Annotated in this window: 15 protein-coding genes and 1 pseudogene; 1 reads left to right on the plus strand and 15 read right to left on the minus strand. The window is 68.6% G+C overall.

Features of this window, described 5'->3' with window-relative positions:
* Positions 1 to 76 precede the first annotated feature (76 nt).
* The 9 genes from ACZ3ZD_RS06280 to ACZ3ZD_RS06320 form a co-directional block, all read right to left on the minus strand.
* Positions 77 to 1,219 (minus strand): PD-(D/E)XK nuclease family protein, encoded by a 1,143-nt coding sequence (locus tag ACZ3ZD_RS06280; RefSeq protein ID WP_467394104.1) that lies wholly within the window; start codon positions 1,217 to 1,219, stop codon positions 77 to 79.
* Between the two features lie 62 nt (positions 1,220 to 1,281).
* Positions 1,282 to 2,277, minus strand: a complete 996-nt coding sequence (locus tag ACZ3ZD_RS06285; protein WP_467394106.1) for a recombinase RecT — start codon at positions 2,275 to 2,277, stop codon at positions 1,282 to 1,284.
* Between the two features lie 16 nt (positions 2,278 to 2,293).
* Positions 2,294 to 2,638 (minus strand): hypothetical protein, encoded by a 345-nt coding sequence (locus ACZ3ZD_RS06290; protein WP_467394108.1) that lies wholly within the window; start codon positions 2,636 to 2,638, stop codon positions 2,294 to 2,296.
* Between the two features lie 106 nt (positions 2,639 to 2,744).
* On the minus strand, positions 2,745 to 2,948 hold the full coding sequence (locus ACZ3ZD_RS06295) for a hypothetical protein (protein ID WP_467394110.1): 204 nt from the start codon (positions 2,946 to 2,948) through the stop codon (positions 2,745 to 2,747).
* A 90-nt stretch (positions 2,949 to 3,038) separates the two neighbouring features.
* Positions 3,039 to 3,608: a hypothetical protein gene (locus tag ACZ3ZD_RS06300; RefSeq protein WP_467394112.1), complete on the minus strand. Its 570-nt coding sequence runs from the start codon at positions 3,606 to 3,608 to the stop codon at positions 3,039 to 3,041.
* Between the two features lie 158 nt (positions 3,609 to 3,766).
* The gene (locus ACZ3ZD_RS06305; RefSeq protein WP_467394114.1) at positions 3,767 to 3,898 is read right to left on the minus strand and encodes a hypothetical protein; all 132 of its coding nucleotides are present in this window, start codon (positions 3,896 to 3,898) and stop codon (positions 3,767 to 3,769) included.
* A gap of 34 nt (positions 3,899 to 3,932) precedes the next feature.
* Positions 3,933 to 6,347 carry an NACHT domain-containing protein gene (locus tag ACZ3ZD_RS06310; RefSeq protein WP_467394116.1) on the minus strand — a complete coding sequence of 805 codons (2,415 nt, stop codon included), beginning with the start codon at positions 6,345 to 6,347 and terminating at the stop codon, positions 3,933 to 3,935.
* Positions 6,344 to 6,700, minus strand: coding sequence for a trypco2 family protein (locus ACZ3ZD_RS06315; RefSeq protein ID WP_467394118.1), 357 nt, complete (start codon positions 6,698 to 6,700; stop codon positions 6,344 to 6,346). The genes ACZ3ZD_RS06310 and ACZ3ZD_RS06315 overlap by 4 nt, the downstream gene beginning before the upstream one ends.
* Before the next feature lie 344 nt (positions 6,701 to 7,044).
* Positions 7,045 to 7,497: a hypothetical protein gene (locus ACZ3ZD_RS06320; protein ID WP_467394120.1), complete on the minus strand. Its 453-nt coding sequence runs from the start codon at positions 7,495 to 7,497 to the stop codon at positions 7,045 to 7,047.
* A gap of 79 nt (positions 7,498 to 7,576) precedes the next feature.
* Here ACZ3ZD_RS06320 and ACZ3ZD_RS06325 point away from each other — a divergent pair, with 79 nt between their 5' ends.
* A complete protein-coding gene (locus ACZ3ZD_RS06325) occupies positions 7,577 to 8,695 on the plus strand; it encodes a DUF4062 domain-containing protein (protein WP_467394122.1) in 1,119 nt (372 codons plus the stop codon).
* A gap of 127 nt (positions 8,696 to 8,822) precedes the next feature.
* Here ACZ3ZD_RS06325 and ACZ3ZD_RS06330 read toward each other — a convergent pair whose 3' ends face one another.
* The 6 genes and pseudogenes from ACZ3ZD_RS06330 to ACZ3ZD_RS06355 form a co-directional block, all read right to left on the minus strand.
* Positions 8,823 to 9,065 carry a hypothetical protein gene (locus ACZ3ZD_RS06330; RefSeq protein ID WP_467394124.1) on the minus strand — a complete coding sequence of 81 codons (243 nt, stop codon included), beginning with the start codon at positions 9,063 to 9,065 and terminating at the stop codon, positions 8,823 to 8,825.
* Between the two features lie 31 nt (positions 9,066 to 9,096).
* Positions 9,097 to 9,342, minus strand: coding sequence for a holin (locus ACZ3ZD_RS06335; RefSeq protein ID WP_467394553.1), 246 nt, complete (start codon positions 9,340 to 9,342; stop codon positions 9,097 to 9,099).
* A 57-nt stretch (positions 9,343 to 9,399) separates the two neighbouring features.
* Positions 9,400 to 10,320, minus strand: a pseudogene (locus ACZ3ZD_RS06340) (peptidoglycan-binding protein); the annotation flags it as partial.
* A gap of 147 nt (positions 10,321 to 10,467) precedes the next feature.
* The gene (locus tag ACZ3ZD_RS06345) at positions 10,468 to 10,905 is read right to left on the minus strand and encodes a hypothetical protein (protein WP_467394126.1); all 438 of its coding nucleotides are present in this window, start codon (positions 10,903 to 10,905) and stop codon (positions 10,468 to 10,470) included.
* 3 nt (positions 10,906 to 10,908) lie between these two features.
* Positions 10,909 to 12,009 carry a hypothetical protein gene (locus tag ACZ3ZD_RS06350; RefSeq protein WP_467394128.1) on the minus strand — a complete coding sequence of 367 codons (1,101 nt, stop codon included), beginning with the start codon at positions 12,007 to 12,009 and terminating at the stop codon, positions 10,909 to 10,911.
* A 2-nt stretch (positions 12,010 to 12,011) separates the two neighbouring features.
* On the minus strand, positions 12,012 to 12,938 hold the full coding sequence (locus ACZ3ZD_RS06355) for a hypothetical protein (protein ID WP_467394129.1): 927 nt from the start codon (positions 12,936 to 12,938) through the stop codon (positions 12,012 to 12,014).
* Positions 12,939 to 12,943 lie beyond the last annotated feature (5 nt).

Here is a 12,943-nt window from a genome sequence, read left to right on the forward strand (position 1 = left end):
CGTGTTCCGTCCGTTTCCCGCCGCGCTGGAGCGGGAGCGGAGCGCACGTCGGCCCCGCCCCCGCCGGGTAGCGCGATCAGGGCTCCTTGTACGCGGTGACGTTGATGCTCACCGCTGTCCGCCGGTCGTGATCGAGGCGCGTGGGCACGGGGATGCCCACCTCCTTGAGCGTCGCCTTCATCGCCGCCGCGTCCGGCACCATCGGCACCTGCAGACCAGCGCGGCGGTACAGCGCGACCATCGCCTCGACGTCGTCGACCCGGGTCGGGTTGCCGCCGCTCCACTTCAGGACGTTGTCGCCGTAGACGCCCGGCTCGGAGCCGTCGAGCTTGGCTCGCAGGAACTTTTGCTTCTCCCTGAGCGGCTTGATCTGCTCGGAGACCTCGGCGTACTCGGCCAGCGCCTTGGCGCGTTCTTCGTCGTCGTGGATGAGGTGGCTCTGCGGGGAGCGACCGGCAACCAGCGGCCCCCAGCACGCCGTACGGAACGGGCAGTGGTCGCAGATCGCGGAGATGCCCGGCCCCTGGAAGGTGCGCGGCAGCTCCTCCGGGGAGGCGGCGGCCCGAACCTGCTGGACCCACCAACGAGCCCGGCGGGCGCGCTCGGCGTCGTAGGCGATCTCCTGCACATGGTCGTCGCCGTTGTCGCGGTTGATGAACCGGAAGCGGATGCGGGTGACTGGCACGGGCCCGAGGCGGGCAATCTGCCGCTGACCCCGGACGCCGGCGAACCCTTCAGTGCGCAGCAGGTCCGCGTACAGGTAGACCTGTCGCAGTTCGGCTTCGCTGGCGCCGTACCGCAGGACGTTGTCCCACTGATAGGTGCTCTTGGTCTTCACGTCCTCGACCGTCGTCTCCTCGGACGGGAGCGCGGGGCGCAGCCGCTTCGGCAGCCGGGCCGCGGTCGTGCTGTCGAGTTGGACGGCATCGATGTGGCCGCGCACGGTGTGGTCCTCGACCTGGCGCTCGACGAGCCAGCCGTACTCCTCGCGAGCCGCTTCGAGTATCCCGGCGTGCAGCCAGGTGCCGAGGATGGCCTTGCGCTTCTCGCCGGTGTCGGTCGGGGGACGGCCGTGCAGGAGATATCCGGCGCGGCGTGCGCACACGGTGTCGCTGGCGCCGAGCTTCGTCTGCCGGGAGCGGGGACGGCGTGCGTCGGCCGCGTGAGCGGCGGGCCACAGGCTGACGGGCCGCTCAGGTGTGATGAACAGGGTGGTCACGAACTTCTCCAAGAGGATCGGGGTACCGCCCGCTGGCCGCGGGCGGTACCCGTGTCGCAAAGTCAGGAGGCGGCGCGGCGGGAAGCGGCGGCCCGCTTTCGCGGCGCACGCTTCGCCGGCGCCGGGGCCTCGCCGGAATCGGCGTCCGCGTCGGCGTTCTGCGGTGCAGTCGCAGCCGTCCTCTTCGCGAGACGCGCCCGCTTCTTCGGCGTGGGCTTCGCCGCGCTCGCGTCCTGGGCCTCGACCTCCGACTCGTCGGCCGGCTCCTCCTTTCCATCCCCGCCGGAGCCGCCGCCCGCTTCGAGACCAGCGGCCTCGCGCAGGCGCCGCGTGGCCTCTTCCGCCTCACGCACGACGGCTTCGGCGTCGGCCCGCTCCATCTCCTCGTCCACATACACGCCGGACAGGTCCTGCGGAGCGGCCATGCGCAGCGACCCGGCCTCGGCACACTTGCGCAGCATGTGGGCAGGCATCTGCTGCCACATCTTGGCCACGACGTACGCGCCCTGCTTGCGGTCGTAGTAGGTCGGGGCGAACTCGTCCCAGCGGGCGATGAACGGGAAGCGCGCGGTGCCGCGCACGACGGTGACCTTGACCGCGGCCGGGTACGCCTTGGACAGCCAGACGTCGTGGGCGTTGCCCTCGGAGTCGTAGTAGACGGTGTCCTCGTAGGAGATGGACTCCCCCGCCCTCGCCGCCGCCCGGTGGGCGACGGTGCGGAAGCCGTCGATGCCGGTCTGGATGGTCCAGGTCTTCTCGGGCTCGTCGGGGTTGTCGGCCGCCTTCCAGTTGGTGCGGCCGATCATGTAGATCTGCCGCGCGAACGGGTCGAGCCCGGTGCGGACGCAGTAGTGGAAGAACATGGCCAGGTGGCCGCGCGGGGCGCTGGCCAGGCCGGGACTGATCAGGTTCAGCGTCGAGAGCTGCTTGTGGTCGAACTCTTCCTGGTCGGCGCGCAGGACGATGGCGCTCGGCCGCACGGCCGGGTGTGCTGCCTTGTCCGTTTTGACCACCGCGCCCTCCACGGCGGTGGGCTCGGCGGGTTGTTCGTCGCTCACTCTTCTCTCCAAGAAGTCAGTCGGTCCGCAGGCTGCGGACCTCGAAGGCGCCCGCCCATTCGGGGTGGCGCTCGATGAGGAGCCGGACGTACCGGCTGCGGAAGTTGTTGTTGAGGCGGAATTCGTCGCCCTCGGTCGCCGTGACGTAGCGCCAGCGCAGGACCTCGAACAGCATCCCGATGCCGATGCGGCTCGCGCCGCGCTTGAGGTAGTCGGCGGTCAGGGTTTCCAGGGCGCGGAGCACCCAGGGGTTGAGCTGGTGGAACGTCTCGAACTGCGCCTGGATCGACGGCTCCTGTCCTTTGGGCTGCCGCACGGTGTGGATGACCAGGCCCGGTATTTCGTCCTGGACGGCTGCCATACCCACCCCCTGATGACCAGTTTCAAGAATGTCACCTATCTTGCAGGGAGGGTGCGCCGGCGATCAACCCCACCGAAGGCAGGGGCAACTTCACATCTAGCGCAGGTCAGACAGAGGTGCTCTCAGCCGCGTCTTCCATACGCGCCTCGCGAGCCTGGTTCAACCGCGAGACGTCCCGCAAGGCTTCAATGGCGACGTTGGAGTCGGGGTGCTTCACGACGTAGAGCGAGAGGGCACCTTCAATGACGAGCACTTCACGGCTGTCCATGACGGCGACCTCGCCGCCGCCCGGGGTGGTAATGAATTGCACTACTGGGCCTCCTTGGTGAATTGCGACCCCCGTAAAGGGATTGCTTATATCTTATTCGCGAATCGAGGCTAAGTACAGTGTTTGAGCAGGTCAGAGCACCTTCCGGGCGTGACGACCACGGGTGAGGACACGGCTTCCGGGCCCGTCATAGGTGCCGTGCCGCAAGGCGGCGACGACCGCCTCGTCCACCTCCCACGGCAGGCTGCGCGCGCTGTCACGCAGCTGCGGAACAGCGTCCAGCACGGTGTCCAGCAGCCAAAGCATCGACCCGGACAGCAACCAGTCGTGCTCCGGGAACCGCCCGGTCGTGATCGTCATAGCAAGGTTCCCCTGCGCGGGCAGGTGGAACATCTCGATGATCTCCTGCTGGCCCACGATCGGCGGCAGCTCATCCCCCAGGTCGGCCTCCCAGCCTTCGCCCTGCTCAGTGATGATGCGTGCCTTGACCTCGAGGTCAACCGGGCGGAACCGCTTCGTCGTGCTGCCGAATCGGACCGCGAAGCCCAATGGCCAGTACCGCACGCCGCTGACGACGATGGAAGTCGACGGATCCAGCACGCCGCGACTGGGTGCCAGCCACTGACCGACCATCTTCGGATCGACGCGGTACAGGGCGGCGAACTCCTGATGCCCGACCAGATACGGCTTGCGCCGACTCATTCCCCGTCCTCCGCTGTCGGTCCTGAACGCAGAGGGCAGCGTAGCCGCCCGGCCACGCCGGCGTACGCGACGGTCGCTGCTATCGTGGCCAGCGGTCTTCTCTCCAAGAGGCCAAACGGCCCCTGCTTCGGCGGGGGCCGTGTGCGTTGCCGCGCTCTCTACGCGGTCTTGCCCTCGGGCTGGTCGGCGGTGGAGCTGAGCCAGGTCGAGCCCTGCTCCTCCCTCTGTCGCGTGAACCGAAGGGCGTGGGTGGTGCGCCCGATGGTGACCTCGCGGAAGGCGGTCGCCACCTCGGCCTTCGTCAGCCCTTTGACGACAGGGTTTCTAGGCGCTGCCGTTCGGGGCACCGCCCGGCGCCCCTCCGATACGGTTGCGTCCCCAGCGCACCCGCGCACGCACCGCGGGATCGGCATGTCCTTGGAAGAGTTCCAGGACAGCCGCCGCGGCGGGCCCGCCGATCTTGCAGGCCGTCAGGACCACGGCTCGCGCTTCCTCCACCGTGAGCCCGTCCAGACCAGGTAGCAGCTCGAGTACCGCCGCCCCTGCACCCGCCAGTACATCGGCCGCCGCGTCGTCACGGGGCGGGACGAGCGCCTCGGCCCGGCGGAGCACTTCCTTGCTGACCTCCGGGTCGACCCGCGTTGCGTACCCAAGGGACGCCGTTGCCAGCAAGTGAATCCGCGTGCGGTGTTCCGGCTCGCGGTCACCACGGTTGACGAGGGCCAGCAGCAGCTGACTGGCTTCGCGCTCGCGGCAGTGGCCGACGGCCATGCGCACGACGTCTTCGTACTGTGGGTCGTGCGCGTGATTGATCAGGAAGCCGAAGTGGCCCCTGTCCACAAGCGCGTGGGCGGCGAAGAAGTCCTGGAAGGTGCTGTGCTGAAACGTGATGGTGCTGGCCATCTCGCGCAGGACTCCGCTGCGGATCAGGAGATGGCGCAGCGCCGACTCCGCCTTCGCCTGGCGTACGTCGAACTGGGCCAGGTCCGCTGCGAGGATACGGGACGCACGGCTCCTGCTGATGTCGGCCGCCCCATTGAAAGTCATCCACAGCGCAAGGGCCCCGAGGAGATGCTCCTGTGGTTCCTGGCCCAGGGTGATTCCCTCGGTGGAGGCGATTGCACGTTGTATGTCGCGCCGACCAAGTAGGAGGTTGAGGGCGACTCGGTGCAGCGACATGGGGTCGTCGGGCAGGCACCCCCGCTCTTCCAACCAGACCGCGCAGATCAGCGTACAGAGGCGGGGGTTCGCTGCCATCTCCGTCAGAGACGCCCTGGTGTCAAGCGCGGCCCGCAGGGCTCTGCGGTAGTCCTCCGCTTGGTGCCTGAACCAGCTCCAGTCCTCGCTCTCCCGCAAGGCGGCGAACCAGCGGTCGACGAAGGTGCCTACGTCCGCCGGGCTCATCGGCAGCACGCTGAAGGTGGTGAAGCCATACCCGGCGAGCCAGTCGTCCGGCACAGCGGACGGACGCGACGTCGCCACAACAGCAGTGTCGGGGTAGAGGGAGAGGAGCCCTTCCAGCCAGGAACGCACCCGTGGGCGCTGGTCGTGCTGGACCTCGTCGATACCGTCGACCAGGAGCAGGCCCCGACCCCGGTCCAGCACACGCGTCAGCCAGCCAACGGGCTGGTTGTCCGCCGCTGGATATTGTAATTCGCCGAGCAGCTGCTTCACTTGGGGAAGCCCTTGCGAACCGGTGAGGGCGCGCAGCGGGACCACGAACGGCACCCTGCTCTGCAACTGGCCCAGCTCGGAGGGCAAATCCCCCTGGGCGGCCCGCACCGCGAGCCAGTGCATGAGCGTGGTCTTTCCGGAACCGGCTGTGCCCTGGAGGAGGATCCGGCTTCGTCCTTGCAGCGCGGCCTGCACGCGTTTGCCGGTCGCCACCTCAGCGGCGGAGCGGTCGGGGCTGCGACGGGGTGCCGTCTCGGCGAGTTCGAGGGCCAGGAAGGCAGTGTCGAGGGGCCATACGATCCTGCCGAGTGCTGAGCCGTGGCCCAGCGTCTCGACCTTTCCGTACCGGTGCGCGACATAACCCCGGTACCGCACCTCGAACTCGTGGTCTTCGCGCTCCCGGTCGGAGAGTTCGTCCAGGGCTTCCACAGCGACGTCCGCGCCGCAGTGCCTGCCGAGAGCCTCCCGGAATCCCGGATCGTCGGCGATCACCCGCACCGGTATCGCCTCCACACGCCCGTTGTGCCAGCCGGCCGGTGCTGTGATGACCACGCCGATCAGGGCACCCTGGCAGAACAGACCGGCCCCCGACAGGCCAGACCAGGGCGACCGGTCCGCCGTCGGCTGTGGTGGGGTGCCGCTGCTCTCCAGCACGTACCGCCCGCCCAGGATCGAGGACCCCGGCTTGACCCGGCCCGAGAGTTGCTCGCTGTCGAGGTTGCCCCGCTCGTCACGCTGGACCAGGGGGAAGCCGATGGCCTGGCAGTTCTCCTGCGTGTCGAGGCGAATCAGCTCGCCCCAGCGCAGCGGGGCGAATCTGTCCGACACGTCATCCGGCACGACAGGGGCACGGGCCACTAGCAGTGCCGCGTCGCACGCGTCGTCCTTGCGTCTCCACACGACATCGCAGGGCACCTCGCCGACGCCGCCGAACACCACTGCTTCGGCAGTGTCCTTCTCCCCTACGACGTGCGCGGCCGTAAGTACCAGCCGTGGCCCAAGGAGGTAGCCGCTGCCCTGCTGCGTGCCGAAGACGGCCGCGACACGCGAGCGGTGCGGATTCACGACCCGTCACCGGGTGACTGGGGGGTCCGTGTGAAGCTGGCTGTGCCGCCACGGTCGGTGTTGCCGATCTCCAGGGCGCGTCCCGTCGCCGCGTCCTTGGGGCTCAGCATGAGCTTCACCCGGTGCGTGTCGACCCGGCCACGCGACAGATCGGCTCCGGCGGTGACCACCCACGCCTTGACGCCAGCCCTGCCCGTGACGTCCTTGCGTAGCTCGACCGTGAACTCCAACTCGATGGAGTCCACCGCGAAGCGGACCGCTTGATCAGCGCCCCGCGCCGCTGCTTCCAGCAGTTCGTCGCGCAACGACTGGACGGCCCTCGCCAGTTCGACGCCTTCAAGATCCTGACTCATCGTTCCCCCGTGCACAGGGTCGTGCGTTAACACGGGCGGAGAGTGACCGCCCGGGGGCCGAGCGTAGCGCCTCGATCTCGGACCCGTCAGGTAATCGGCAGCCGCTGCGAGAAGACGGCCACCATCTGCCCAGCCGGACTCCCAATCGCGAGAATCTTCCACGGGTCCGCCCGCTGAGCCAAACGAAACATTAAGACGTTATGTCATTTGGTGTCTGGGTCGCAGATGAGCGTGCAGGCGATGCTGGTGAAGGGGATGAAATGCCCGGCTTTGCACTCTGGCGGCGGTGCGGTCGGCGGCATCATTTGCAGGCGAGGCTCAGCCGACAGCCCTCCAGACGAACATCAGGCCACTGCCACACACACGCAGAAGAGGCACAGTCCGTACAGGGCGATGGCAAGGTGCAGAATCACCCACAGGCGATGAAGACGAATGCGATGCAGCCGAGGAAACCGACGGTAATGATCGGCTCTGGCACGTACCAGTCCTTCGTCGGAGCCCAGCACACCCAGCTCCACCAGGTCCTTCGTCAAGGCCCGCGCCTGAGAGAGGTGGTAGGAAGCCCGTTCGAAGTACTTGGAGACTGCCACCGCCCCGTACCCACCGGTCATCGCCACGAAGAGACACAGAGGCATGACGTACGTCGAGAACTTCTGCTGGACAATGAGAGCACTCAAGGCAGCCGTGATGACGAGCAGGAGGTTGGTCAGTGCCGAGCGTTGGGTCTCACACTGTCGTAGCTGCTCCCGGTGCTCCTTCCAGTAGGCGCGTATCGCCTCTTCCGAGACTTCAGCCATGAAGAACCCCCGCATCCCAGGCACTCGCCGGTCATCCGGTTCACTTCGACGAACCCCTCAGTAGTGGAGACACCGTAGCGTGAGAATCTTCATCAGCAGCGTCCGCAAGGGACTGGAAGAGGAGCGCGACGCGCTGCCTGGACTCATTCGCGCGCTGGGGCACACCCCGGTCCTGTTCGAGGACTTCTCCGCGCAGACCACGCCCAGCCGACAGGCGTGTCTGGCAGCTCTCGACTCTGCGGATGTCTGCGTCTTCCTACTCGGACCGTCCTACGGTCACGTATTCCCCGAGACAGGGCAGTCGGCAACACACGATGAGTGGGTCGCGGCCAAAACAGCGGGCAAGCCGCGCTGGGTCTATCGCAAGCTGGGCGTCACGTTCGAGGACACCCAGCAGGATTTCGCCCGAACCGTGGAGGCCTACGCCACCGGGGTGTTCCGTGACTCGTTCCACGACACCGCCGAACTGATGACCAAAGTGGTACGCAAGGTCAAGGAACTGGAGTCAGGCCCGTCCCCGCTGTCCTTCGCGCCCCTGGCACAGCCAGTCCCACTACGTTGGAGCCTCGACGAGGCTGGCGTCGAAGGCGGCGTCAGCCTCCCTCTGCTGGAACTACATGTTTTTCCGGTGGGGTTCGCCGGCTACTCGGCAAGGGAGCTGGAGGAGGTCGGCACATCGCTGGCGGACCGGATCCGCCGGACCGGGACAGTCAAGAACGACGTTGCCCTGATGTCGTCCAGTTCCCACGAGCATGCAATCGTCAGCATCCCCGTCAGCCGGCCCCGTACGTGGGATGCCCCTCAGCCTGAGGAACTGGTGGAAGTTCGCTTGCACAAATCGGGCCAGGTCACCCTGCGGGCCACACTCCCCCGAGACAGCATGGGCTCCATCCTCGATCACGACGCGCTGCCCCGGCAAGTCACCTCCCTGCTGAGGTTCAGCGGCGCACTAGATCTGATCCAGACTGAACGCATCGTCGTGGCGATCGGTGTGTCAGACCCCAAGCTGACCCAAGTCGACAGGTTTAACCCGCATCAGTCACGTACGCGTGCTCAACTCAGCTCCTACATGCGCTCTTTCACGCTGCGAACCGAGCCGGATGAGTCCACCAGCCAGGCCGCGCTGGACACGGGTGCCGAGGAAGTCGCTGGCATCCTGTCGCGAGCCCTGATCAAACAGCACCCCTCAGCCTCCTAAGAGGCGGTCTGCGAGCTCCACGTCCGGTACGTCCAGAGCGACGGCTTCATCCCGCTGCACAGAACAAGTGCGCCTTCACACTATGCGCGCTGTTGGACAACACCGCTGTACGGCAGATGTGTTCACATCACCGCGACAGGCTGACGATGGTGAGCGCCACCGCAGTGATGCTGGCCAGCACGGCGATGGTCGGCAGCGGCCACCGCGTCTTCTCCAGGGCACTCACCCGTTCCTCCAGCTCCTCAAGGGCCTTGTCCGTCTGGTCGCTGCGCTGGACCAGCAGCGCGAGCTGGCCGTCGATGCGCGCGAACCCCACCTCCAGCGCCGACCGGAGCTCTGCCAGGGCGAGCGCCACCTCTCCCTCGGGCACGGCCTCCTCCTTCCCTTACGTCACGGGCCGGTCAGTACTTAGGGGTGGCTGGATCGTGCTTCGCCGGCAGCCAGGAGGCTGTGCCCCGCCTGCCCACGACGGTGCCGAGGGTGGACTTCAGCGCGCTGAGCGCGGCGGGTATCGCGGCGACGGCCGCGGCCTGCCACGCCGACAGGGAAACCATGTCGGTCGTGCTGGAGGCGGCCATCAACCCCAACAGCGCCTGCAGGTAGGTTGCGAGGGTGCGCTCGGCGATGTCGGCGAGGAACTGCGGCATCGGGTCGTGCTCCTGGTTCGGGGTGGTGGGGGTCGGTTCGGTGGTGCCGGCCTGGCGGGGGACGCGCAGATCCGCCCAGGTCTCCGGCCCGGGAATGCCGTTGGCGTCGGCGCCGTGGAAGCCGCACTTGATCTGGTAGGCGGCGTACGAGCGGCGGTGCGCCTCGTTCCACACTGGGCCGGGCGGCGTGTCGTAGCAGTCGCAGCCCTCAGCGATCAGACGCTTGGCCATCGCGGCGATCACCGGCGAGGAGCGGCCCTCGCGGAAGAACTGGGCACCCGGGTACGCCGCGTACTTCGACGTCGGCTTGGGCTTCGGCTTCGGCCGGGGCTTGGGCTCGGGCCGGGGCTTCGGCTTCGGCTCGGGGTGCGGCCTGAGCTTGTCTCCGCCCCTGAGGTGCCGGGCGACCCGGGCGCGGAAGTCGTCCATGTCGATGCCGCCCGGGTCCGGCTTGCCCGGCTGCCACTCCTTGTGGCCGATGACGCTGTGCTCGTTCCAGCCGTGCGCGCGGCAGATCGCCGCTGCCGCTCGCGCCATGGCGTCGAGCTGCGCCGCCGGCCACGGCTGGCTGCCGGTGTTGATGCACTCGAAGCCGTAGAAATGCCGGTTGCCGTCGGTGTCGGCCTCGTTGTCGCGCGGGAGGGTGGCCTTCTCCGCGATGACGGCGAGCAGGACGTCGGTGTCACCCATCCCGGCGTGATTGCAGCGTCCATAGCCCACCAGGTGCACAGTGCCGGAGCGGTCGATCACTCCCTGACACAGGGGGCCTGGCAAGTCCTGGTAGCCGGTCCGGCACAGCTCCACCATGTCCTTCTCGGAGCTGTACGGGCCGGTGTGGTGGATCATGACCCCGTTGACGGGGCCCCAGTTGCCGTGGGTGTTGCGGTTGTGGGTGCGCCAGTTGCCGTGCTCGACCACGCCGAGCCCGGCGCCCTTCAGCACGGACAGGAGCCTGTCCGCGCTCAGCGGTGTAGCCACGCGCTTCGTCCTTCTCCCCTGCGCCGGATCGCAGTCGGCCGTGGCCGCCGCGGCGGTCCGGTCCCTCGGGGTTGCGAAGCGGGTGGAGGGTCACCCGTGCGTCATGCTACCGGCGGCACCCGGCCCGCGGACGGGACACGGGGCCGGTCAGGCGTCGTCGCGGTCGGTGCGGAACGAGGTGCCGTCGAGGCTGATCCAGGTCGCGCGGACGCTTCCCCCACCCTGGACACGCAACCGCACCAGGCCCTTGGGGTCGATGTCGAGCTGGAGGATGTGGCGTTGCGCATCGGAGGCGACGTCGACCGTGCGTGGTGCCTCGGGCCAGTAGCCCTCGGGTAACAGCGCGATCAGCTGTTCGTCGGCGGCTCGCGCGCCGACCAGGCCGATACGGCCGCAAAGCTCCGCGGTGTCCCAGGGGTTGGCGCGAAACTGCGGCGGTTGCTCCCCATCCGGGGCGGTGGTCTCTCCGGTCAGGGGGAGGTCGTGCCATTCCGGGTAGGGTGCGCGGCTGGCGCGTTCCAGGGTGGTGACCCGCTTCTCCAGGCGGGCCAGTCTCCGGCCGAGGGCGGCGATCGTGTCCGGCATCTACTACTCCTCTCCCTGGCCCGTCTCGTCCTCGGGCTTGTTGGTGCGCTCCAGCTTCAGCGTCACGCGTTCGGCGGTCTCCCCCTCGCCGGGCCGTACGGTCCAGCCGACGATGCGGCACCAGCCGTCGTACTCGGTGTGCGGCTCGAACAAGCGGATGCGTACGTCGTCGCCGATGCGCAGCGCCTCGATCGGGGCGGCCGGGTGGTCGATGATCTCCAGCTCGGTCAGCGTGGGCAGGACCTGGCGGGCCAGGCGTTCGCGGCGGGCGCGCCGCTTCAGCTTGGCCTCGTCCTTCTCGCTCGTCTCCAGCCGGTGTTCCAGGCGCAGGCGTCCGTTGCGTACGCAGTCCACGACGACCTTGCGCTTCTTGCCCTCGCCCGCGCCGAGCCCGATGACCCACTGGGCGTAGGAGTCGGCGTCCTTGATGACGTGCGGCGTGCCGACGACGTTGGCGCCGGTGGTGAACGTCAGGTCCTCCCGGCGCCGTCCGAGGCGGGGTGCGCCAAGGATGATGCGCCGCTCGGCGCGCCGCCCGCGCCATGCCACGGTCTCCGACCACTCCAGGCCGTCATGGATGTCGGCCATCTCGTCCACCATGTCGCCGAGGTTGCGCGGGTCGGTCTTGGAGGTGGTGTAGGGGTCCTTCGCGGTGCCGGTCTTCGCCAGGGACTTGGTGTCGTCCACGACCACGCCGAGGTCGCCGTCCGGCTGAGCCTGGGCGTAGGCCCACACGTCGCGGATGACCTGGCACGGGTCGGCGTCGATGTAGGGGCCGCGGCCGTCGAGGTTGCCGTGCAGGTCGAAGCGCCGGTGGAGGTAGCTGCCGAACCCGGAGGCTTCGATGGGCAGGGTGTTGCCCTCCGGTTCGGCCCGCCACAGCAGCCCACCCCAGTCCAGGCGGGCGTTGCGCTCGACGAGGAGCACGGTGTCGCCGGCGTCGAGCGTGTCGCTGAGCTGGCGGCGAAACGAGGTTGGCAGGGTGGCCTTCAGCGAGCCGGGCCCGGAGATTTCCGGGCCGTACTCCACTTCGCTCAGCGGCAGGTTCCAGTGCAGGACGTCGCCGGTCGCGGCACGGGCGACGATGTAGCGGTAGTCGGCCATCCTCACACGGGTCCTTCCGTGAAGGCGACGTCGAGGGTGACCGTCGTGCCCTTGGCGACGGTCAGGTCCCCGTCCCCGTACTTGTCGTTCTGGTTGATCTCGACGGCCAGGTGCTGGCGGGTGCCCCGGTAGGCGGGCGGCACGGCGAGGGTGTCGGCCAGGGTGACGCTGGCGCGGCGGGTGGTCGTCCCGTCGTCGTCCACGACGGTCGGGTTCGCGGCGCGCTCGCCGAGCCGCGTGCGCAGCTCGGCGTAGACCGGTCCTGCCTCGGCACGCAGGCCGGACAGGGTAACGACGATGGCGGCCTCCGTCGCCCATGCGGGGATGTCCACGTCCCAGGCGGCTTCCCTGGGCCAGGGCGCCCACTGGCCGTGCTTGCCGGGCACCTTCTCCGTGGTCTGGGGGTGCACGGTGCGCAGCGTGCGCTCGGTGCGCGGGTTGGCCAGCCGCCGCAGGTCGGTGATCATCTCGGCGGTGATCGTCGCGGCGTTCCGGGGGATGGTGAGGCGGGCCAGCGGGATCGCCGTCATCTCCCGCAGCGCGGCGGTGTCCTGTGAGCCGATGTCCTGGATGAGGTGGAAGTAGCCGATCTCCTGGCGGCGCGGGTCGCGGTCGCCTTCGAACTCCGGGTCCTCGATGCGCAGCACGAGCAGGTCGGTGCGGGCGACCGGCCCGGTCGGCGGCACGTCGACCAGGGTGTCGCCGATGTTGGACTGGGTGTAGGCCCCTTGCCACGGCCGGGCGCCGTGGATGAGAGCAGAGCCGTCGCCGACACGGACACCGGGGCCCGAGGTCTCCAAGGGGCGGACCCTCAGGTCCTCACCGCCCGCGACACCCTGCCGGCCTCGGGCTAGGTCGCGGATCATCAGGCGCATCGCGCGGGCGGAGTGGTCGGCCCCACGCACCATCATCGGGGGTTGCAGCGTCACGAGTC

The organism is Streptomyces sp. NPDC023481, from assembly GCF_055560195.1.

Bases quoted from the DNA above. Each gene is read 5' to 3' on its own strand.
- ACZ3ZD_RS06290 (WP_467394108.1), bottom strand. From the start codon at position 2,638: ATGGCAGCCGTCCAGGACGAAATACCGGGCCTGGTCATCCACACCGTG.
- ACZ3ZD_RS06300 (WP_467394112.1), bottom strand. From the start codon at position 3,608: ATGAGTCGGCGCAAGCCGTATCTGGTCGGGCATCAGGAGTTCGCCGCC.
- ACZ3ZD_RS06315 (WP_467394118.1), bottom strand. From the start codon at position 6,700: ATGAGTCAGGATCTTGAAGGCGTCGAACTGGCGAGGGCCGTCCAGTCG.
- ACZ3ZD_RS06320 (WP_467394120.1), bottom strand. From the start codon at position 7,497: ATGGCTGAAGTCTCGGAAGAGGCGATACGCGCCTACTGGAAGGAGCAC.
- ACZ3ZD_RS06335 (WP_467394553.1), bottom strand. From the start codon at position 9,342: ATGCCGCAGTTCCTCGCCGACATCGCCGAGCGCACCCTCGCAACCTAC.
- ACZ3ZD_RS06345 (WP_467394126.1), bottom strand. From the start codon at position 10,905: ATGCCGGACACGATCGCCGCCCTCGGCCGGAGACTGGCCCGCCTGGAG.
- ACZ3ZD_RS06350 (WP_467394128.1), bottom strand. From the start codon at position 12,009: ATGGCCGACTACCGCTACATCGTCGCCCGTGCCGCGACCGGCGACGTC.